We start from the raw sequence: 15,228 nt of genomic DNA on the forward strand, positions 1-15,228 counted from the left end.
AACTATTCATAAGGAAAATGATATGTCTGCCAGCCATAGTGCCAACACGATCCAAACCGCTAGCACCAATGAACACTATCCGCATCTATTTGAGCCGCTAGATTTGGGCTTTACTACGCTAAAAAACCGTCTGGTTATGGGCTCAATGCATACTGGGCTTGAAGACCGTTTTTATAATTATGGCAAGTTGGCGGCGTATTTTGCAGAACGTGCAAAGGGCGGCGTGGCAATGATGATTACTGGCGGTATCTCGCCTAACCGCGAAGGTTGGTTGTTGCCTGCTGGCGGAACGATGAATACCAAAGCTGACGTTATCAACCACCAGCGCGTTACTCGTGCTGTGCATAAGCATGACAGCAAAATCATCATGCAGATATTGCACAGTGGTCGCTATGGCTATCATCCTTTTGCCGTATCATCTAGCCCAATCAAGTCACCAATCTCACCGTTTAAACCGCGTAAGATGAGTATCAAAAACATCGAGCAGACGGTAAAAGACTATGCTCGCTCAGCCAAACTTGCCAAGCAAGCAGGCTATGATGGTATCGAAATCATGGGCTCTGAAGGTTATTTGCTCAACCAGTTTTTATCAAGCCATGTGAATAAGCGTAAAGACATTTATGGTGGTGATATTCATGGACGTATGAAGTTCGCTGTCGACGTGGTCAAAGCGGTACGTGAAGCGACTGGCGAAGATTTTATTATTTTATTCCGCTTATCAGTGATTGATTTGGTCAAAGACGGTAACGTCATGGATGAAGTCATCACCGTGGCTAAAGCGCTAGAAGAAGCGGGTGTGACTATCATGAACACTGGTATCGGCTGGCATGAAGCGCGTGTCCCGACTATCGTGACTAGCGTACCACGTGCCGCTTTTGTTGATTTCACCGCTGAAATCAAAAAGCATATTAGTATCCCGATGATGGCAGCCAACCGTATCAACATGCCAGAAACAGCAGAAGACATCGTTGCGACTGGTCAAGCAGACATGATTCAGATGGCGCGTCCATTCTTGGCTGATGCGCACTGGGTTAATAAAGCCAAAAACGGACAGACAGATCGTATTAACACCTGTATCGCTTGTAACCAAGCCTGCCTCGACCATACGTTTGAAAACAAACGCTCGACTTGTTTGGTCAATCCCCAAGCCTGTTATGAGACTGAATTGGTCTATAAGAAAACCAAAAAACCGAAAAAAGTCGCCGTCATCGGCGGCGGTGTTGCTGGTATGTCAGCGGCTCATGTGGCGGCCTTACGTGGTCATGACGTGACTCTGTTTGAAGCTAAAGACGTGCTTGGCGGACAGTTTAACTACGCTAAAGTCATCCCTGGTAAAGAAGAGTTCTTTGAAACTATTCGCTACTACATCAATGAGCTTGAGCATCTGGGTGTTGAGATTAAACTGAATACCAAAGTCGATAAGGACATGCTTGAAAAAGCTAAGTTCCATCATGTCATCGTGGCAACAGGTGTCGTACCTAGAAGTCTAGAAGGTAAGCTCGAAGGGGCTGAGCTGCCACAAGTAATGAGCTATGCTGAGCTACTGTCTGGCGAAAAAGCAGTGGGTAACACAGTCGCGGTCATCGGTGCTGGTGGTATCGGCTTTGATGTCAGTGAATATCTGACAGCCAATCATGGTAAGTCGCTGGATGAAATCGGCCCTGAGGGACTAAAAGATCCAAGCTATCGTCCTGAACCACAGTCAATCAATGAGTGGCGCGAAGAGTGGGGCGTGACCAACGATACCGACTATCAAAGTGATGGTGGTCTGGTCAGACCAGCAGTGATTAAACCAATTCGCCAAGTTTATCTCATGCAGCGTAGTAAAGGCCGTCTGGGTAGTGGTCTGAACAAAACTTCAGGCTGGGTACATCGTGCACATATCAAATCGCATGGTGTCATCCAAGTCGCTGGTGTGCAATATGAAAAAATCACCAACGAAGGTATCTGGGTAATTAACCCACAGGGTCAAAGCCAGTTATTACGTGTCGATAGCGTTGTTGTCTGTGCCGGTCAAGAGTCAGTCGTTGAGCTGATGCCAAATGTTGGCGATGCGCCAGACGCGCAATATCACTTAATTGGCGGTGCTAAGCTAGCAGCTGAACTAGATGCTAAACGCGCAATTCGTGATGGTGCTGAAGTCGCCGCTCAGATCTAAACTCTTTAGCATGAATGTTAAATAATGGACGGCGAGGGGATATCTCTTGCCGTTCTTTTTTATTTGGAATGAAAATTTGACTTATTAAATTGGATATTCAGTTCAGCTTATGTTTGTTCTGAGAGAATCGAGAGATTTTGTTCACTTACTCACGCTCTAATACTATACCGTCAAAATATCCTCGCATACCACAAAGCAGTCTTCTATATTGATCATCCATATCTCTTAATAGTAACTGAGTCTGGCCTTTATAAGTTGCTGGGTATAAACGCAGCTCAACAGTTTTATTTGGCTGATCATCATTGATGACCCAATGATTTTCTGACCATATGGCTTTACTCTCTTCTAAATCACAAGTATGAGCATTGGTAAAAATTAAAACGCCCTCGATGATAGAAAGATAAGGTTTATTAGCGACACTATGAATCGATACCGTATTTTTTGCCTCTCCTGTATCTTCCCAGCGCTGAGTACCTGAATTATATATTGAGATTTGAGAGGTTTGAGAAAACTTACCAAAGGCACTTTTACTCGGTAAATCAGAAGGACTTAACTCATCTGAAAAATTCCAAGCCACACCGTAATTGGTTTGCTCTTCGATATACTCTTTATACTCACGTATCAGACACTCTTCACTTTTACAGGTATTACGCTGAAAATTCAGCCATGTGCGTTGATTAGCAATGAACCTATCTTTAAAAGCTTTGCTGTCTTCATAGTCAGGAGCAGCGTCAAGATTGCTTTTATATTTTTTTGCCATTGTGTCATCAAGCTTAGAAAGCTCAGGACTGTCACAGACGGTTTTTTCTACCCAGCTAGCAGCTTTGTTGCAATCAAAACTTGCTGAATTTGCATAAGTGGAAAGTAGGCAGGTGCCTAAAATACCGATTGTGGTGATGCATAACTTTTTCATATTACCCTTATTTTTTAGAGCTTGATTGTATTTTAAGAAAGCTAAATTGTGATATACGTGTCATCATCACTTTCCGCAAAAAACGAATCAGTCCACCCATCCTAGCCCAACTAACCAGCCTCACTCACCTACCAACTGCCAATATTTTCCATCGAAATCCAAGGCTCAATAGGTTCTAAGTCTTCACCATTTTGTAGCAGCTCAATTGAGATATTATTAGGGTCTTTAACAAAAGCCATATGGCCATCTCTAGGTGGTCTTAATATCTCGATCCCTGCCTGTATAAAGGTGTCGCACTGCGCGTATATGTTGTCGACTCTAAAGGCAAAGTGCCCAAAATTATCGCCATTGGTATATTCTCTTTCATCCCAGTTGTGCGTCACCTCAATCTCCGGCGCACCCTCATGCGTTGCTAAAAAATATAAGCTGAATCTGCCTGATTCAGAGTCTCTCTTTCTTAGCAGTTGTAAGCCCATAAGGTCACAGTAGAAAGATAATGTTTCTTCTAGTTTATTGGTTCTAATCATTGCATGTAAGTACTTCATAAAAATACCTTAATATTGATTATTCATAAAAAATCGAGTAATGGCAGGGCGCTTGTTATGCATCATTAATATACAAAATCTCAGATGGCGTATGTATGATATCAATACCGTTAATTACATAAAGCGCATTTGTGTCAGTAACTTTTTATCAAGCAGTGCAAGCGACATACCCTGCAATACTTGCTAGATTAAATCTGACATCGCAAAATCTAACCCTCCATCTCACTAACTAACCACTGCTCAAAATCATTCACCTGCGCCGCTAGTTCAGGTTGTGCTTTTGCTAGTTCAGCGAGTGCATCTCTAATCTCGCTTTTGTTATATTTCACACCAGTCAATGTCTCTTTGAGCAAATCAATCAGCTCAACATTTAGCGCGTCAGAGAAAATAACAACCTCTGCAACCATGGCTTGCTTCACATCCATATGCACATCTATCATGCCCCAATCAAAGCGCGTCTCAATATGGTGGGTAAACTCAGGCGTCTTGCCAAAGCGCCAATCCCAGTCAGCCATCTGCTGATAGTAAGCGTTTAGCGTTGGCTGCTTGGCAAGGCTGGCTTCATCCAACTGCTCAACTGGCGCAGTCTCTCCATAGTATTCACAAAACGCCTCGATAATCGCCTCAGACAACGTCTCATGATTGATGGCATCATTGAACTCGACCAAGTTTGCTACGCGTGCGCGTACAGATTTGATGCCCTTTGCTTTAAGTTTTAATGGGTGTGGATTCAGATAGTCGCCAAGCTTTTGCATGTTGGCATTGACCAGTAATGTTCCGTGATGAAAACTGCGATCGGCGGCGTGTTTGAAAGCGCTGCCTGATATTTTTCTATCGCCCACTTGCATGTCATTACGACCAGATAAGGTGGCGTCTATGCCCAGTTTTTTCAGCGCATTGATGATGATGGTAAAGTTAGCCGTTTGGTCATACGCATGCTTGGGGGATAAAAAAGTAAAATTGGTATTGCCCAAATCATGAAATACCGCGCCGCCACCACTCTGACGCCGCGCCAAAAACACATCGTCTGCCGCCATTTTATCGGTCTCGCACTCGACCCATGGATTTTGTGAGCGTCCAATAACTACGGTCTCAGAGTTACGCCATAAAAATAGGGTATGAGAGTCGGGATTGAGCGTATTAAATATCCAATCCTCGGTGGCAAGATTAAACCAAGGATTGGTCACAGCAGACTTTAGGATGCGCAGTTTCATGTATTTGACTCTTTAATAAACTGGGTTGGTGAGTAGGTTTTATAAATAGGTAGCATCATTCTTACCGATGCAGGGTTGTAATTCAATGGCCGTCTGATAGGGAGGGTGGTTTTGACAGTGGTTTTGACAGTGGTTTTGACAGTGATTTTGTCAGTGGTGAAGACGTTGAGCATATAGAAACAACGGTGAAAAAATTTCATAGAAGAGGGTGCTAAGGTTGATGCTTCAGTTTTTAGCGGGCGGCAATAAAAGCCAAGCAAAACGCTCAGCTTTATTACACTATAAATTGCCAGAGTACTTTGTTCTATTTAGCACAAATCTCCCACTGCGATTTTGTACTAAGATAACATTGCATAACTGCTTTACCAGATTGCGCATAGGCATCACTGACGATACGCTGATTGGTTGGCAGACGATATCTGATGATCGCGGGCTCGTCATTGACGGTGGTCGTCCATCCAGTCACTTCATTACGGTCATTATAGTTTGCGCTGGTAGAGGTTGCCATTTTGCCAAACCCTGGCAGGTTATAGGAGACCTGTCTAAAACTATAACTCATCGCTGCACCCTCAGCGCCCTCATACTGACAGTTTAGCTTTTTTTGCAGTTTATCTTGCTTATAAACATAGCAAGTGGTCTCATCTGAGAACTGACCAACCCCGCAAAAACCTGCCGTTGCAACTGACATCATACCGATAAATAACGCTATCCTTTTCATAATTATTCCTCAATAATTTATAAATCCTACTAATGATGTTTGCCATCTATTTTTTGTATTGCCAAATACTAACCAATACCTTTTAGATAGTAGAAAATTAGTGAACAAATATCAACTAATATATTTTAAGAAAATCTTGAATTGATTTACCAGAGCTACTTTTAACAACAGTATTATTAAGAGTAGCTGTTATAGAGTAGTGCTATAAGCAGGATTTACTATGACCGTGAATCTGTTTTTATAGGTGTTGAACTTATGACTTACTTAAGGATGACTTTGGAGTTCTTTAGTATGTGAATAGAAAGGCGTTGGAATAGGCTAAAGTATAAGAAATATAGGATCAGCGCTGCTTGCTATATGCTGCTTAATAAAAAGGATTTGTCCAGATTTATAAATTATCAAAAGGGTGAAAACATTAAAACTGTACTAAAAAATTAATAAGTGGATAAAAACTCACTATAAATTTTATAAAAAATTACCCATCAAACAATTAAAAAGTTATCATCATGAGTTTTTAATCACATGATAATTTTTACAACGCATCAGACGCTTATGACCGACACGAGTTGGTAAACGCAGTCTAAGCGCTTAATAGGATTACCCAATGACCAACCGTGACCTCATCATCTTTGTGACGCTCTCTTTTATGTGGTCACTCTCTTTCGTCTTTTATCGTATCGGCGTACCTGAGTTTGGCTCATTGGCATTCGCCAGTTTGCGTGTGATATTCGCTGGATTGGTCATGTTGGTGTTTGTCTTGCTCAATAAGAAAAACAGAGTAGGCATCAAGGAGCATTGGAAAATGCTAGCGCTCGTTGGCTTGTTTTCAGCAGCGCTACCTTTTGTGTTATTCTCGTTTTCCGCGCAGTCAGTGAACGCAGGTGTGCTAGCCGTACTAAATGCTTCTGTACCGATGATGAGTGGTTTTATCGCTAGAGTCTTCTTCAAAGATAGATTATCAAAAAAACAAGCACTCGGTTTGGTGATTGGGGTGATAGGGGTAATCATACTGATGAGCGAAAGCTTATTTGGTGGCGGTGAGCCAGGCAAAGGATTGGTCGAAGGTCTATTACCGATGGGTTACGCGCTATTAGCTTGTGTAGGTTATGCGCTTGGGGCCAATATCACCAAAAACTATCTGTACGAAGTATCGCCAGTCGCTATCACTGCAGGCTCGCTCATTATCGGTAGTATCATTATGCTGCCTGTGGCTTTTAATGAGTTCCCTTATGGCAAAGATATCAGCATAAAGGCGTGGGTATCAGTGATCTGTATCGGGGTATTTTCGACCGCCATTGCCCTTATTTTTATGAACCAGCTGATTAAAAATATTGGCCCGACGCGCGCCACTAGTATTACTTTAGTCATTCCAATTTTTGCGATTATTTTGGGCTATCTATTGCTTGGCGAGGCGCTAAATATACAAGCCATCATTGGTTCGATTGTGATATTGATCGGCACGTATTTGTCATTAGAGCTGTCAATTAAGAAAATGCTAAAGCCAAAAGACAAGACTCAGATGAACAGTATTTAAGGCTTAGTAAACAGTCTTCGTAGTAAACGAGTACGAAGATTTGTATAGGTGAATATTGTTGTATCTGTTTGTAAATATTGCTTGGAATAATGAAATCTGTTCCCTATAAAGGTAGGCGCTAAACGTAGATTTACTAATGATATTATAAGTTTTTCTAAACAGAATTCGATAATAATTAGTATGATTGATGGTTGCTATAACTAAAGATCATAGATAGCAGCAATAACCAATAGGACAGATTATGGCACACGATATTTTATTTGAGCCTGTAAAAATGGGCAAACAAACGCTAAAAAATCGCATTATGATGGCCCCACTGACACGTCTGCGTGCCGTTGAGCCAGGCGATGTCCCTATCACATGGGCAGCAGAGTACTACTCGCAGCGTGCAGGGGCGGGCCTTGTCATCACTGAAGCGACGCAAGTATCGTTTCAAGCAAAAGGCTATGCAGGCGCACCAGGGCTACATACTCAAGATCAAGTCACTGCATGGAAAGCCATCGTTGACAATGTCCACGCTAAAGGTGGCAAGATCGTCGTCCAGCTATGGCACACAGGACTTGTCTCACATGAAAGCGTACAACCTGAACGCCGTGCGCCAATTTCAGCCTCAGATGTCGATGTAGGTATCCGTACCTCATTGCGTGATAGTGACAACCAAGCCATTCGCGCGGATGCCACGCCGCCGCGCCCAGCCAGTCTTGATGAGATTCAGCAAGTGGTTACTGACTTTGCGCATGCAACCAAGTGCGCGCAGGAAGCGGGGTTTGATGGTATTGAGATTCATGGCGCGCATGGTTATTTGCTGCATCAGTTTTGGGCCGAGCATACCAATCAGCGTGATGATGAGTACGGTGGCAGCCGCGAAAACCGCGCGCGTCTGACCTTAGATGTTATCGATGCATGTGTGGATGCTTGGGATGCAGATCATATTGGTATTCGTATCTCGCCACTGGGCACATTCAACAATGTTGAGGGAGGCTACGAAGAAGACGATAACATTTGGCTGATTGAACAAATCAATAAGCGTGGTCTAATGTATTTGCATCTGTCAGAGCCAGATTGGGCAGGTGGTACGCCGTATAGCGATGAGTTCCGTCAGCGTGTCCGTGATGCGTTCGATCAGACCATCATCGCGGCGGGTGGCTATGATGCGGACAAAGCTGAGAAGAACATCAAAGCAGGCTATATCGATGCGGTAGCATTCGGTCGTGATTATATTGCCAACCCTGATCTCGCTGAACGTATTCAAGAGGGCGCACCGCTCAACGAGCAGCATCCAGAGAGCTTCTATGGTGGCAGCACGGTTGGCTACACTGATTATCCGTTTATGAATGAAGTGTAAGCAATTATCCATCCGTCAGTATCACTGAATAGGCAGACAAACGCGTTATAAAAAAGCCCTTTGACTATCGATAGTTAGAGGGCTTTTTTTTACGCAGAGATTTTGATTATTTGCCGAAGTTGCCTGTTTGATAATCACGGAACGTTTGTCGTAGCTCATCTTGGGTATTCATCACAAAGGGGCCGTGACCTGCGATAGGTTCACCGATTGGCTCGCCGCTTAGCAGTAGCAGTTTGATAGGTGTGTCTTCATCGGTAGTTGCAGGGTAGGTCAATTCGATAGTATCAGTAGCAGGTAATGATGAATGTTCAGATTGAGTGCCTACATGATTTCGAATAGGCGCTGAAAATTCAATTAGGCTGCCTGCGCTGACGGCTGTACCGTTGACCAATATTTGACCTTCTTGTACCAGGAGTAGGGTATTGTGCGTTTTCGGTACTTGTAGCGTGGTTGTACCTGCTGTATGTAGCTCAATATCCCACATATTGACTGGCGTAAAGGTCGTTGCTGCTCCCGCTATCCCATGCCAGTCACCGGCAATAATGGCAGCTTGGCCAATGACAGTTTGCTCGTCGCTATTGTCTATCAGATCAACGATAGGCATATCAGCACGTTTGATAGATTGGTATTTTGGGTCGGTCAGTTTATGGGCGCTTGGCAAGTTGACCCATAACTGCACCATACTAAATATACCACCACGTTGCCCAAAGGCTTCAGAGTGGAACTCTTCGTGCAGAATACCGCGACCAGCAGTCATCCACTGTACATCACCTTCTAAAATATCACCGCGCCCACCTGTCGAATCTACATGACTAATCTCACCTGCATAAGCAATGGTGACAGTTTCAAAACCTTTATGTGGGTGTTGACCAACGCCATGTGGCTGCATTTTATAAGCGGGATTGGGTGAAAACGTTGTTGGCTTGGCATAGTCTAATAATAAGAAAGGATCAGTATGGCTATAGTTAAAATCAGGATTATTATCGAGATGATTGATTAGGGTTTTTACAAAAAACCCGTCACCTACCCAGTGCGACTCTTTTTCACCATGAATGTGTTTAATTGAACGCATGGGTCACCTCATTAGTCTAATTAGAATTACTATCAATAGAAAAGCTATTATTAAGTAATACTACTATGAATATAAGAGTGGATTGTATGAGTTTTTATTACTATTTCATTCCTAGTGCTGTCAGCAGCGATTAAGCAAATGTTAAACACTTATAAGTGTCCATGATTAGACGGTCTCACCACTCACAAAACCACTTGCCCATGCCCACTGAAAATTATAACCACCAAGCCAGCCGGTCACATCAAGCACTTCACCGATAAAGTATAATCCGTCTTGTAAATTGCTTTGCATCGTTTTTGAAGAAACCTCATCAGTTTTGACGCCGCCGCGTGTGACCTCAGCGGTTCGGTAACCTTCTGTACCCGAGGGTTTGAGCTTCCAGCCATTAAGGGTAATACCAAGCTCTGTGAGACGTTCGTCTTTAATATTAGCAAGCTCCGTATCTTTGATGTCTTCCCACAGATGCGTCTGTAGTGCTGCTAATAGCTTCTTGGGTAATGCATTATCTGTGTTTTCTGCCAATACGGTACGAATAAGCTGGCGTGGATGTGACTTTTTGCGACCAAGTAAAAGCTCAGTGACGTCTATTTCAGGCAACAGATTGATACTGATGGTTTCGCCAGTCTGCCAATAGTTGGAGAGCTGTAGCATGGCAGGGCCAGAGAGGCCACGATGGGTAAATAGCACGGGTAATTTAAAAGAAATACGCTCGTTACTGGCAATAACTGGCAGACTGATACCAGCCAAGGCACGGATAAGCTCGCCTGTTTTATCAGTGAAGGTAAACGGCACAAGACTGGCATTAGTAGGTACGAGCATATGCCCAAACTGCTGCGCCAACTCATAGCCGATACCACTTGCTCCCATGGTCGGGATAGATAGCCCACCAGTAGCGATGACTAAAGACTCACAGCTATAGCGTGTTTGCGCGGACTGAGTGCCGCTCGCAATGTCTTTTTTACCAAGCTTTTTGCTCGTCGTTAGATAAAAGCGCTCACCGTTATCATGAGCAGCAGTTTTAACGTGATCAATCTGAGCATTAAGCTTTACTTGTACGCCTACAGCCGTGCATTCATCTAGGAGCATAGACAAGATATCTTGTGCCGAGTCATCACAGAACAGCTGACCGTGTTCGCGTTCATGGTAGGCAATCTTATGCGACTCTACCATGCCGATAAACTCCCAACTTGGGTAACGACTCAGTGCTGATTTGCAGAAGTGGGGATTGGCACCAATAAAGTGCTCAGGCTCTACAAAGTAATTGGTGAAGTTGCAGCGACCACCACCTGACATCAAAATCTTTTTGCCAGCTTTATTGGCATGATCCAACACCAATACGCGGCGACCGCGCCGTCCGGCAGTCAGTGCACAGTACAACCCTGAAGCGCCAGCACCAATAATAACGACATCATAGTGAGTATGGTTTTGTGCATTGCGTTGATTAGTCATTGCGGTCTCGTAAAACGATGGGGTGAAAAAAGTATAACCAGGCCAAGCATTGTTTTTTATTAAAAACGCGGCTGACATTTTGTTAAATGAAGCAGTATGTTTAGGGTAGCTATTGTCCATATTTCACTAAAGGTTACAAGGATTAAATGCCCTAAGCCATACGCTGTTACCGTGTGATCACAACCAGCTGTCATTTTAGTACTATCTTTATGGTAGCTGCCCCTATAAATAGCACCATACGTACCAGTATAAGTACTAATATAATTATCTAAACATACAGATGTACAGTGAAATTGTTATGTTTGGCTTTTGATGTCTTGCAACGGTCACGCTTATTTGTCAAACTAACGATGAGTGTCACACATTATGGAAGATGACTCTTATTGCTTACATGGGGCGCGTCATAGACGAAGACCCATGTAGGTCATAATAATTAAAAGGGACCAAATACTATGACTCAGAAATCATTTCCTATCTCAGCCGAGTTTATGGCTGCTGCCAATACCACACCTGATAAGTACCTTACAGACTACCAGCAATCTATCGAGTCAGCCGAAGCAAGTGATGCTTTTTGGGCGAAGCGCGCTGAGCTAATCGATTGGATAAAGAAACCAACCAAAGTCAGTAATGTCAATTATGACTTAGACGATTTTAGCATTAAATGGTTTGAGGATGGTGAGCTGAATATTTCAGTCAACTGTCTCGACCGCCACCTCGAAGAAAACCCATACAAGCCTGCTATCATCTGGGAAGGCGATCACCCTTCGTTGCACAAAATCATCTCTTTTAAAGAATTGCATGAAGCTGTCTGCCGTTTGGGTAATTCATTGCGCAAGCTTGGCGTTGTAAAAGGCGATCGCGTCACCTTGTATATGCCGATGATACCGGAAGCCATGGTAGCGATGCTGGCATGTGCGCGTATCGGTGCGGTGCATTCAGTGGTATTTGGTGGTTTTTCTGCCGAGAGTTTGGGCAATCGCTTGATAGATAGCCGCTCAAAAGTTGTTATTACCGCTGATGAAGGTTTACGCGGCGGCAAGCACACACCGCTTAAAGCCAATGTCGATCACGCACTCGACATGGATGGCACTGAGAGTGTCGAAAAAGTCATCGTCGTTCATCGTACGGGTAACTCTATACCGATGAGTGGCCGCCGTGATGTGTGGTATCACAACTTGGTCGATGGTCAATCAGAGATCTGCGAGCCTGAAGTCATGAACGCCGAAGACCCGCTGTTCTTATTATACACTTCTGGCTCGACTGGTAAGCCAAAAGGTGTAGTGCATACTACAGGCGGCTATATCACCTATGCTATCTCAACGTTCCGTGATGTTTTTGATATCAAAGAAGATGACGTCTACTGGTGTACGGCAGATGTAGGCTGGATTACTGGCCACACGTACTCAACCTATGCACCATTGGCCAATGGCACGACAACGGTAATGTTTGAAGGTGTACCAGAGCATCCAACATGGGCACGTATCGGTCATATCATTGATAAGCATGACGTGACCATCCTATACACTGCACCGACAGCTATTCGCGCGATGATGAAAGAGGGCGATGCTTTTGTTCGAGAGTCGGACCGTTCTAGTTTGCGTCTGCTAGGTTCGGTCGGTGAGCCGATCAACCCAGAAGCGTGGGACTGGTACTACAATGTCGTCGGTGATGGTAAATGTCCTATCGTCGATACATGGTGGCAGACCGAGACTGGTGGCATCTTAATGGCACCAATACCAGGCACGGTCGATCTCAAACCGGGCGCGGCAATGACACCACTATATGGCGTCAAACCAGAAGTCGTCGATAGTGATGGTGCGATTTTAGAAGGCCCTGCAGAAGGCAATTTGGTGATCAGTAGCGGCTGGCCAGGGCAGATGCGTACTATCTACAATGACCATCCACGTTTCTTAAAGACCTACTTTAGCGATTATCCGGGTCATTATTTCACGGGTGATGGCGCTCAACGTGATGAAGATGGGCATTACTGGATTACTGGTCGTGTCGACGATGTACTCAACGTGGCAGGGCATCGCTTGGGCACAGCAGAGATCGAGAGCGCCGTGGTTGCGCACCCTGCAACTGCTGAAGCTGCGATTGTCGGTATGCCGCATGAGATACGCGGTACAGGTATCTGCGCATTTATCATTCTAAAGTCAGGTGAAGAAAAAACTGACGATCTAAAAGCAGAACTAAAACGTCATGTGCGTGCCGAGATTGGACCAATTGCGACGTTAGATGCCATCTATATGGTTGATGCACTACCAAAAACGCGCTCAGGAAAAATCATGCGCCGTATCTTGCGTAACCTTGCAGCAGGGCAATATGTGGGACTGGGCGACCTGTCTACGCTTGCCGATAGCTCGGTAATTAATGAATTGGTCGAAGAAGTCAAAGCAGGCCGTGGAGAGTAGGTTAGCCTGATAACGAACCTGTAGTATTAAGGATAGTGACTCAATACTAGCCATCAATATTTGCATATCAAAGTTAAATAAAAGCCATGTTATCAAGAATAGCATGGCTTTTTTACGTAGACGATATTGATATTGGCGCATTTTGAAGGTTCAATAATGCTAACAAGACAACATCGCTACCATTTTAATTGAGGATTAATTGACGAGCCACTCGGTACTTACTAGGCTAGATAATTAATATAGTAGCGACTCATAAATACTTTATAAGGTCTACTGTTATCATGACTGATCATGCTTCGTGCTCAACTGTTCTATCTGCCCCAAAAATCGCCATCATCGGTGGTGGCCTAACGGGATTGCTCACAGCAACACTATTAGAGCGTGCGTCAAACCAATCAAGCTCGTCATCTCAAATCACTATCTTTGAAAAATCACGTAGTGTAGGCCGTTTAGCGACCCGCTATCGCAGCGATAGTGAGACTGGTAAAAACTGGCAATGGTCTTTCGGTGCGCAGTTTTTTACTGCGAAAACTGTTGACTTTCAACAATTTATCGCGCCTTGGTTAGATACAGAGTTGCTACAACCGTGGTGTGCCGAAGTGGTTGAATTAACGCCAGTAGATGAAAATGGTCAGTCACCTAATATCCAAAGCAAAGAGAAATGGGACGCGGTGCATGCACGCTATATCAGCCTACCAAAAATGACCAGTTGGGGCCGTGAATTGGCCGCCGCGCTCAAGCATACGACCATAGTATTTAAGACGCGTGTCGCACCGCTTACTCAGTATTTGCAGTCTCAAAATCAGCAGCGGTCTCAGAACCAGACCCAAGCTCATAATCAAAACAGCAAGCAAACTGAGCTATTTGACGAAACTGGAGCCAGTCTTGGTTGGTTTGATTGGGTGATCTGCACAGCGCCAAATGGTCAGGCGGTAGAGCTGATGGCAGATAGCGGCTTTAGTCAACAAGACAAAATTACTAAACCGCAAATGCAAGCCTGCTATACGCTAATGCTTGGTTGGGATGATGTGCAAAAACTACCTGAAACATTAAAGGGTCAGCTAGCACCGCAATGGGATGTTGCTTATTTAAATAGCGTTATTCTTGATAGGATATTTATTGAGCATCAAAAACCTACTCATGGTGAACTACTACCAAGTGTCACCATTCATGCACGTAATGACTGGTCAGAAGCCCACGTCGATGATGATATTGAGTTGGTAAAAGAACAATTATTACAAGCGGCAAAACAAGCATTAAACTGGAATGAAGACAGCGCACCTAGCCAAACAGACTGCCATCGTTGGCGCTATGCAGCTACTATCGTAAATAAGGATACTGAAGAGTTGGGCATTTTAATCGATGCAACCAAACAATGGATCGTCAGTGGTGACTGGTGTGCGAAAGGTAATATAGAAAGCTGCTATCGAATGGCGCAGCAAACCATTAAGGCAATCATGCAAACGCAGTAAGCGTAATATCCATGCTCATTATTTTGCATCGTTTAACGATATTTGGGTTTAACAAAACTTAAGCAAAAAAAGGCCCACAGAGGAGGTACTGTGGGCTGAGGAAAACGGGTCATGTATTAGCTACACAGGCCGTGGTCAAGAGTTGTTGTAATTATTGGTGCTCTCTACTGTTATTTATAAGGGTAATAATTATCAATACAATAGGTGGAGATATTTACTTAGCTATTAATATTTACTGATTTAAGTGTACAAGTGTTCTGGTACAGTCGCTATGATAGCGCAATTGAGTGCTGTCTGGCGGTTTTGGTTACAGTATATTACGTTGTAAAAATCCAAAAGACGCAAAGACTGGTATGAAGCACTGATATTTAGAGTAAGTAGCGCAGCTCTATGA

12 protein-coding genes are annotated in these 15,228 nt (G+C 43.9%); 5 read left to right on the forward strand and 7 right to left on the reverse strand.

Going from position 1 to position 15,228, the window contains the following annotated elements; all coding sequences use genetic code 11:
• The first annotated feature begins 22 nt into the window (after positions 1-22).
• The gene (locus tag JMX07_RS06465; RefSeq protein WP_201606933.1) at positions 23-2,158 is read left to right on the forward strand and encodes an NADPH-dependent 2,4-dienoyl-CoA reductase; all 2,136 of its coding nucleotides are present in this window, start codon (positions 23-25) and stop codon (positions 2,156-2,158) included.
• 145 nt (positions 2,159-2,303) lie between these two features.
• Here JMX07_RS06465 and JMX07_RS06470 read toward each other — a convergent pair whose 3' ends face one another.
• From JMX07_RS06470 to JMX07_RS06490, 5 genes are all read right to left on the reverse strand, one after another.
• Entirely contained in the window at positions 2,304-3,071 is a 768-nt protein-coding gene (locus JMX07_RS06470; protein WP_201606934.1) for a lysozyme inhibitor LprI family protein, read from the reverse strand.
• A gap of 128 nt (positions 3,072-3,199) precedes the next feature.
• Positions 3,200-3,616 carry a VOC family protein gene (locus tag JMX07_RS06475; protein WP_201606935.1) on the reverse strand — a complete coding sequence of 139 codons (417 nt, stop codon included), beginning with the start codon at positions 3,614-3,616 and terminating at the stop codon, positions 3,200-3,202.
• A 209-nt stretch (positions 3,617-3,825) separates the two neighbouring features.
• Complete coding sequence (locus JMX07_RS06480) at positions 3,826-4,830, reverse strand: lipoate--protein ligase (RefSeq protein ID WP_201606936.1); 1,005 nt, start codon at positions 4,828-4,830, stop codon at positions 3,826-3,828.
• The gene (locus tag JMX07_RS06485; RefSeq protein ID WP_201606937.1) at positions 4,827-5,030 is read right to left on the reverse strand and encodes a hypothetical protein; all 204 of its coding nucleotides are present in this window, start codon (positions 5,028-5,030) and stop codon (positions 4,827-4,829) included. The genes JMX07_RS06480 and JMX07_RS06485 overlap by 4 nt, the downstream gene beginning before the upstream one ends.
• A 104-nt stretch (positions 5,031-5,134) precedes the next feature.
• On the reverse strand, positions 5,135-5,548 hold the full coding sequence (locus tag JMX07_RS06490) for a hypothetical protein (RefSeq protein WP_101205128.1): 414 nt from the start codon (positions 5,546-5,548) through the stop codon (positions 5,135-5,137).
• 604 nt (positions 5,549-6,152) lie between these two features.
• Here JMX07_RS06490 and JMX07_RS06495 point away from each other — a divergent pair.
• Positions 6,153-7,082 carry a DMT family transporter gene (locus JMX07_RS06495; RefSeq protein WP_201606938.1) on the forward strand — a complete coding sequence of 310 codons (930 nt, stop codon included), beginning with the start codon at positions 6,153-6,155 and terminating at the stop codon, positions 7,080-7,082.
• Positions 7,083-7,323: 241 nt separating this feature from the next.
• Positions 7,324-8,427: an alkene reductase gene (locus JMX07_RS06500; protein WP_201606940.1), complete on the forward strand. Its 1,104-nt coding sequence runs from the start codon at positions 7,324-7,326 to the stop codon at positions 8,425-8,427.
• Between the two features lie 106 nt (positions 8,428-8,533).
• Here the strand turns inward: JMX07_RS06500 and JMX07_RS06505 are convergent, their stop codons facing one another.
• Positions 8,534-9,499 carry a pirin family protein gene (locus tag JMX07_RS06505; RefSeq protein ID WP_201606942.1) on the reverse strand — a complete coding sequence of 322 codons (966 nt, stop codon included), beginning with the start codon at positions 9,497-9,499 and terminating at the stop codon, positions 8,534-8,536.
• A gap of 165 nt (positions 9,500-9,664) precedes the next feature.
• Positions 9,665-10,948, reverse strand: coding sequence for an NAD(P)/FAD-dependent oxidoreductase (locus tag JMX07_RS06510; protein WP_201606944.1), 1,284 nt, complete (start codon positions 10,946-10,948; stop codon positions 9,665-9,667).
• Positions 10,949-11,400: 452 nt separating this feature from the next.
• Here JMX07_RS06510 and acs point away from each other — a divergent pair, with 452 nt between their 5' ends.
• Together acs and JMX07_RS06520 are read left to right on the forward strand one after the other, a co-directional pair.
• Positions 11,401-13,362: an acetate--CoA ligase gene (gene acs / locus JMX07_RS06515; RefSeq protein ID WP_201606946.1), complete on the forward strand. Its 1,962-nt coding sequence runs from the start codon at positions 11,401-11,403 to the stop codon at positions 13,360-13,362.
• A 281-nt stretch (positions 13,363-13,643) separates the two neighbouring features.
• Positions 13,644-14,834 carry an NAD(P)/FAD-dependent oxidoreductase gene (locus JMX07_RS06520; protein WP_201606949.1) on the forward strand — a complete coding sequence of 397 codons (1,191 nt, stop codon included), beginning with the start codon at positions 13,644-13,646 and terminating at the stop codon, positions 14,832-14,834.
• Positions 14,835-15,228: the final 394 nt, after the last annotated feature.

Source organism: Psychrobacter immobilis, from assembly GCF_904846235.1.
In the GTDB taxonomy this organism is placed as follows: Bacteria; Pseudomonadota; Gammaproteobacteria; order Pseudomonadales; family Moraxellaceae; genus Psychrobacter; species Psychrobacter immobilis_C.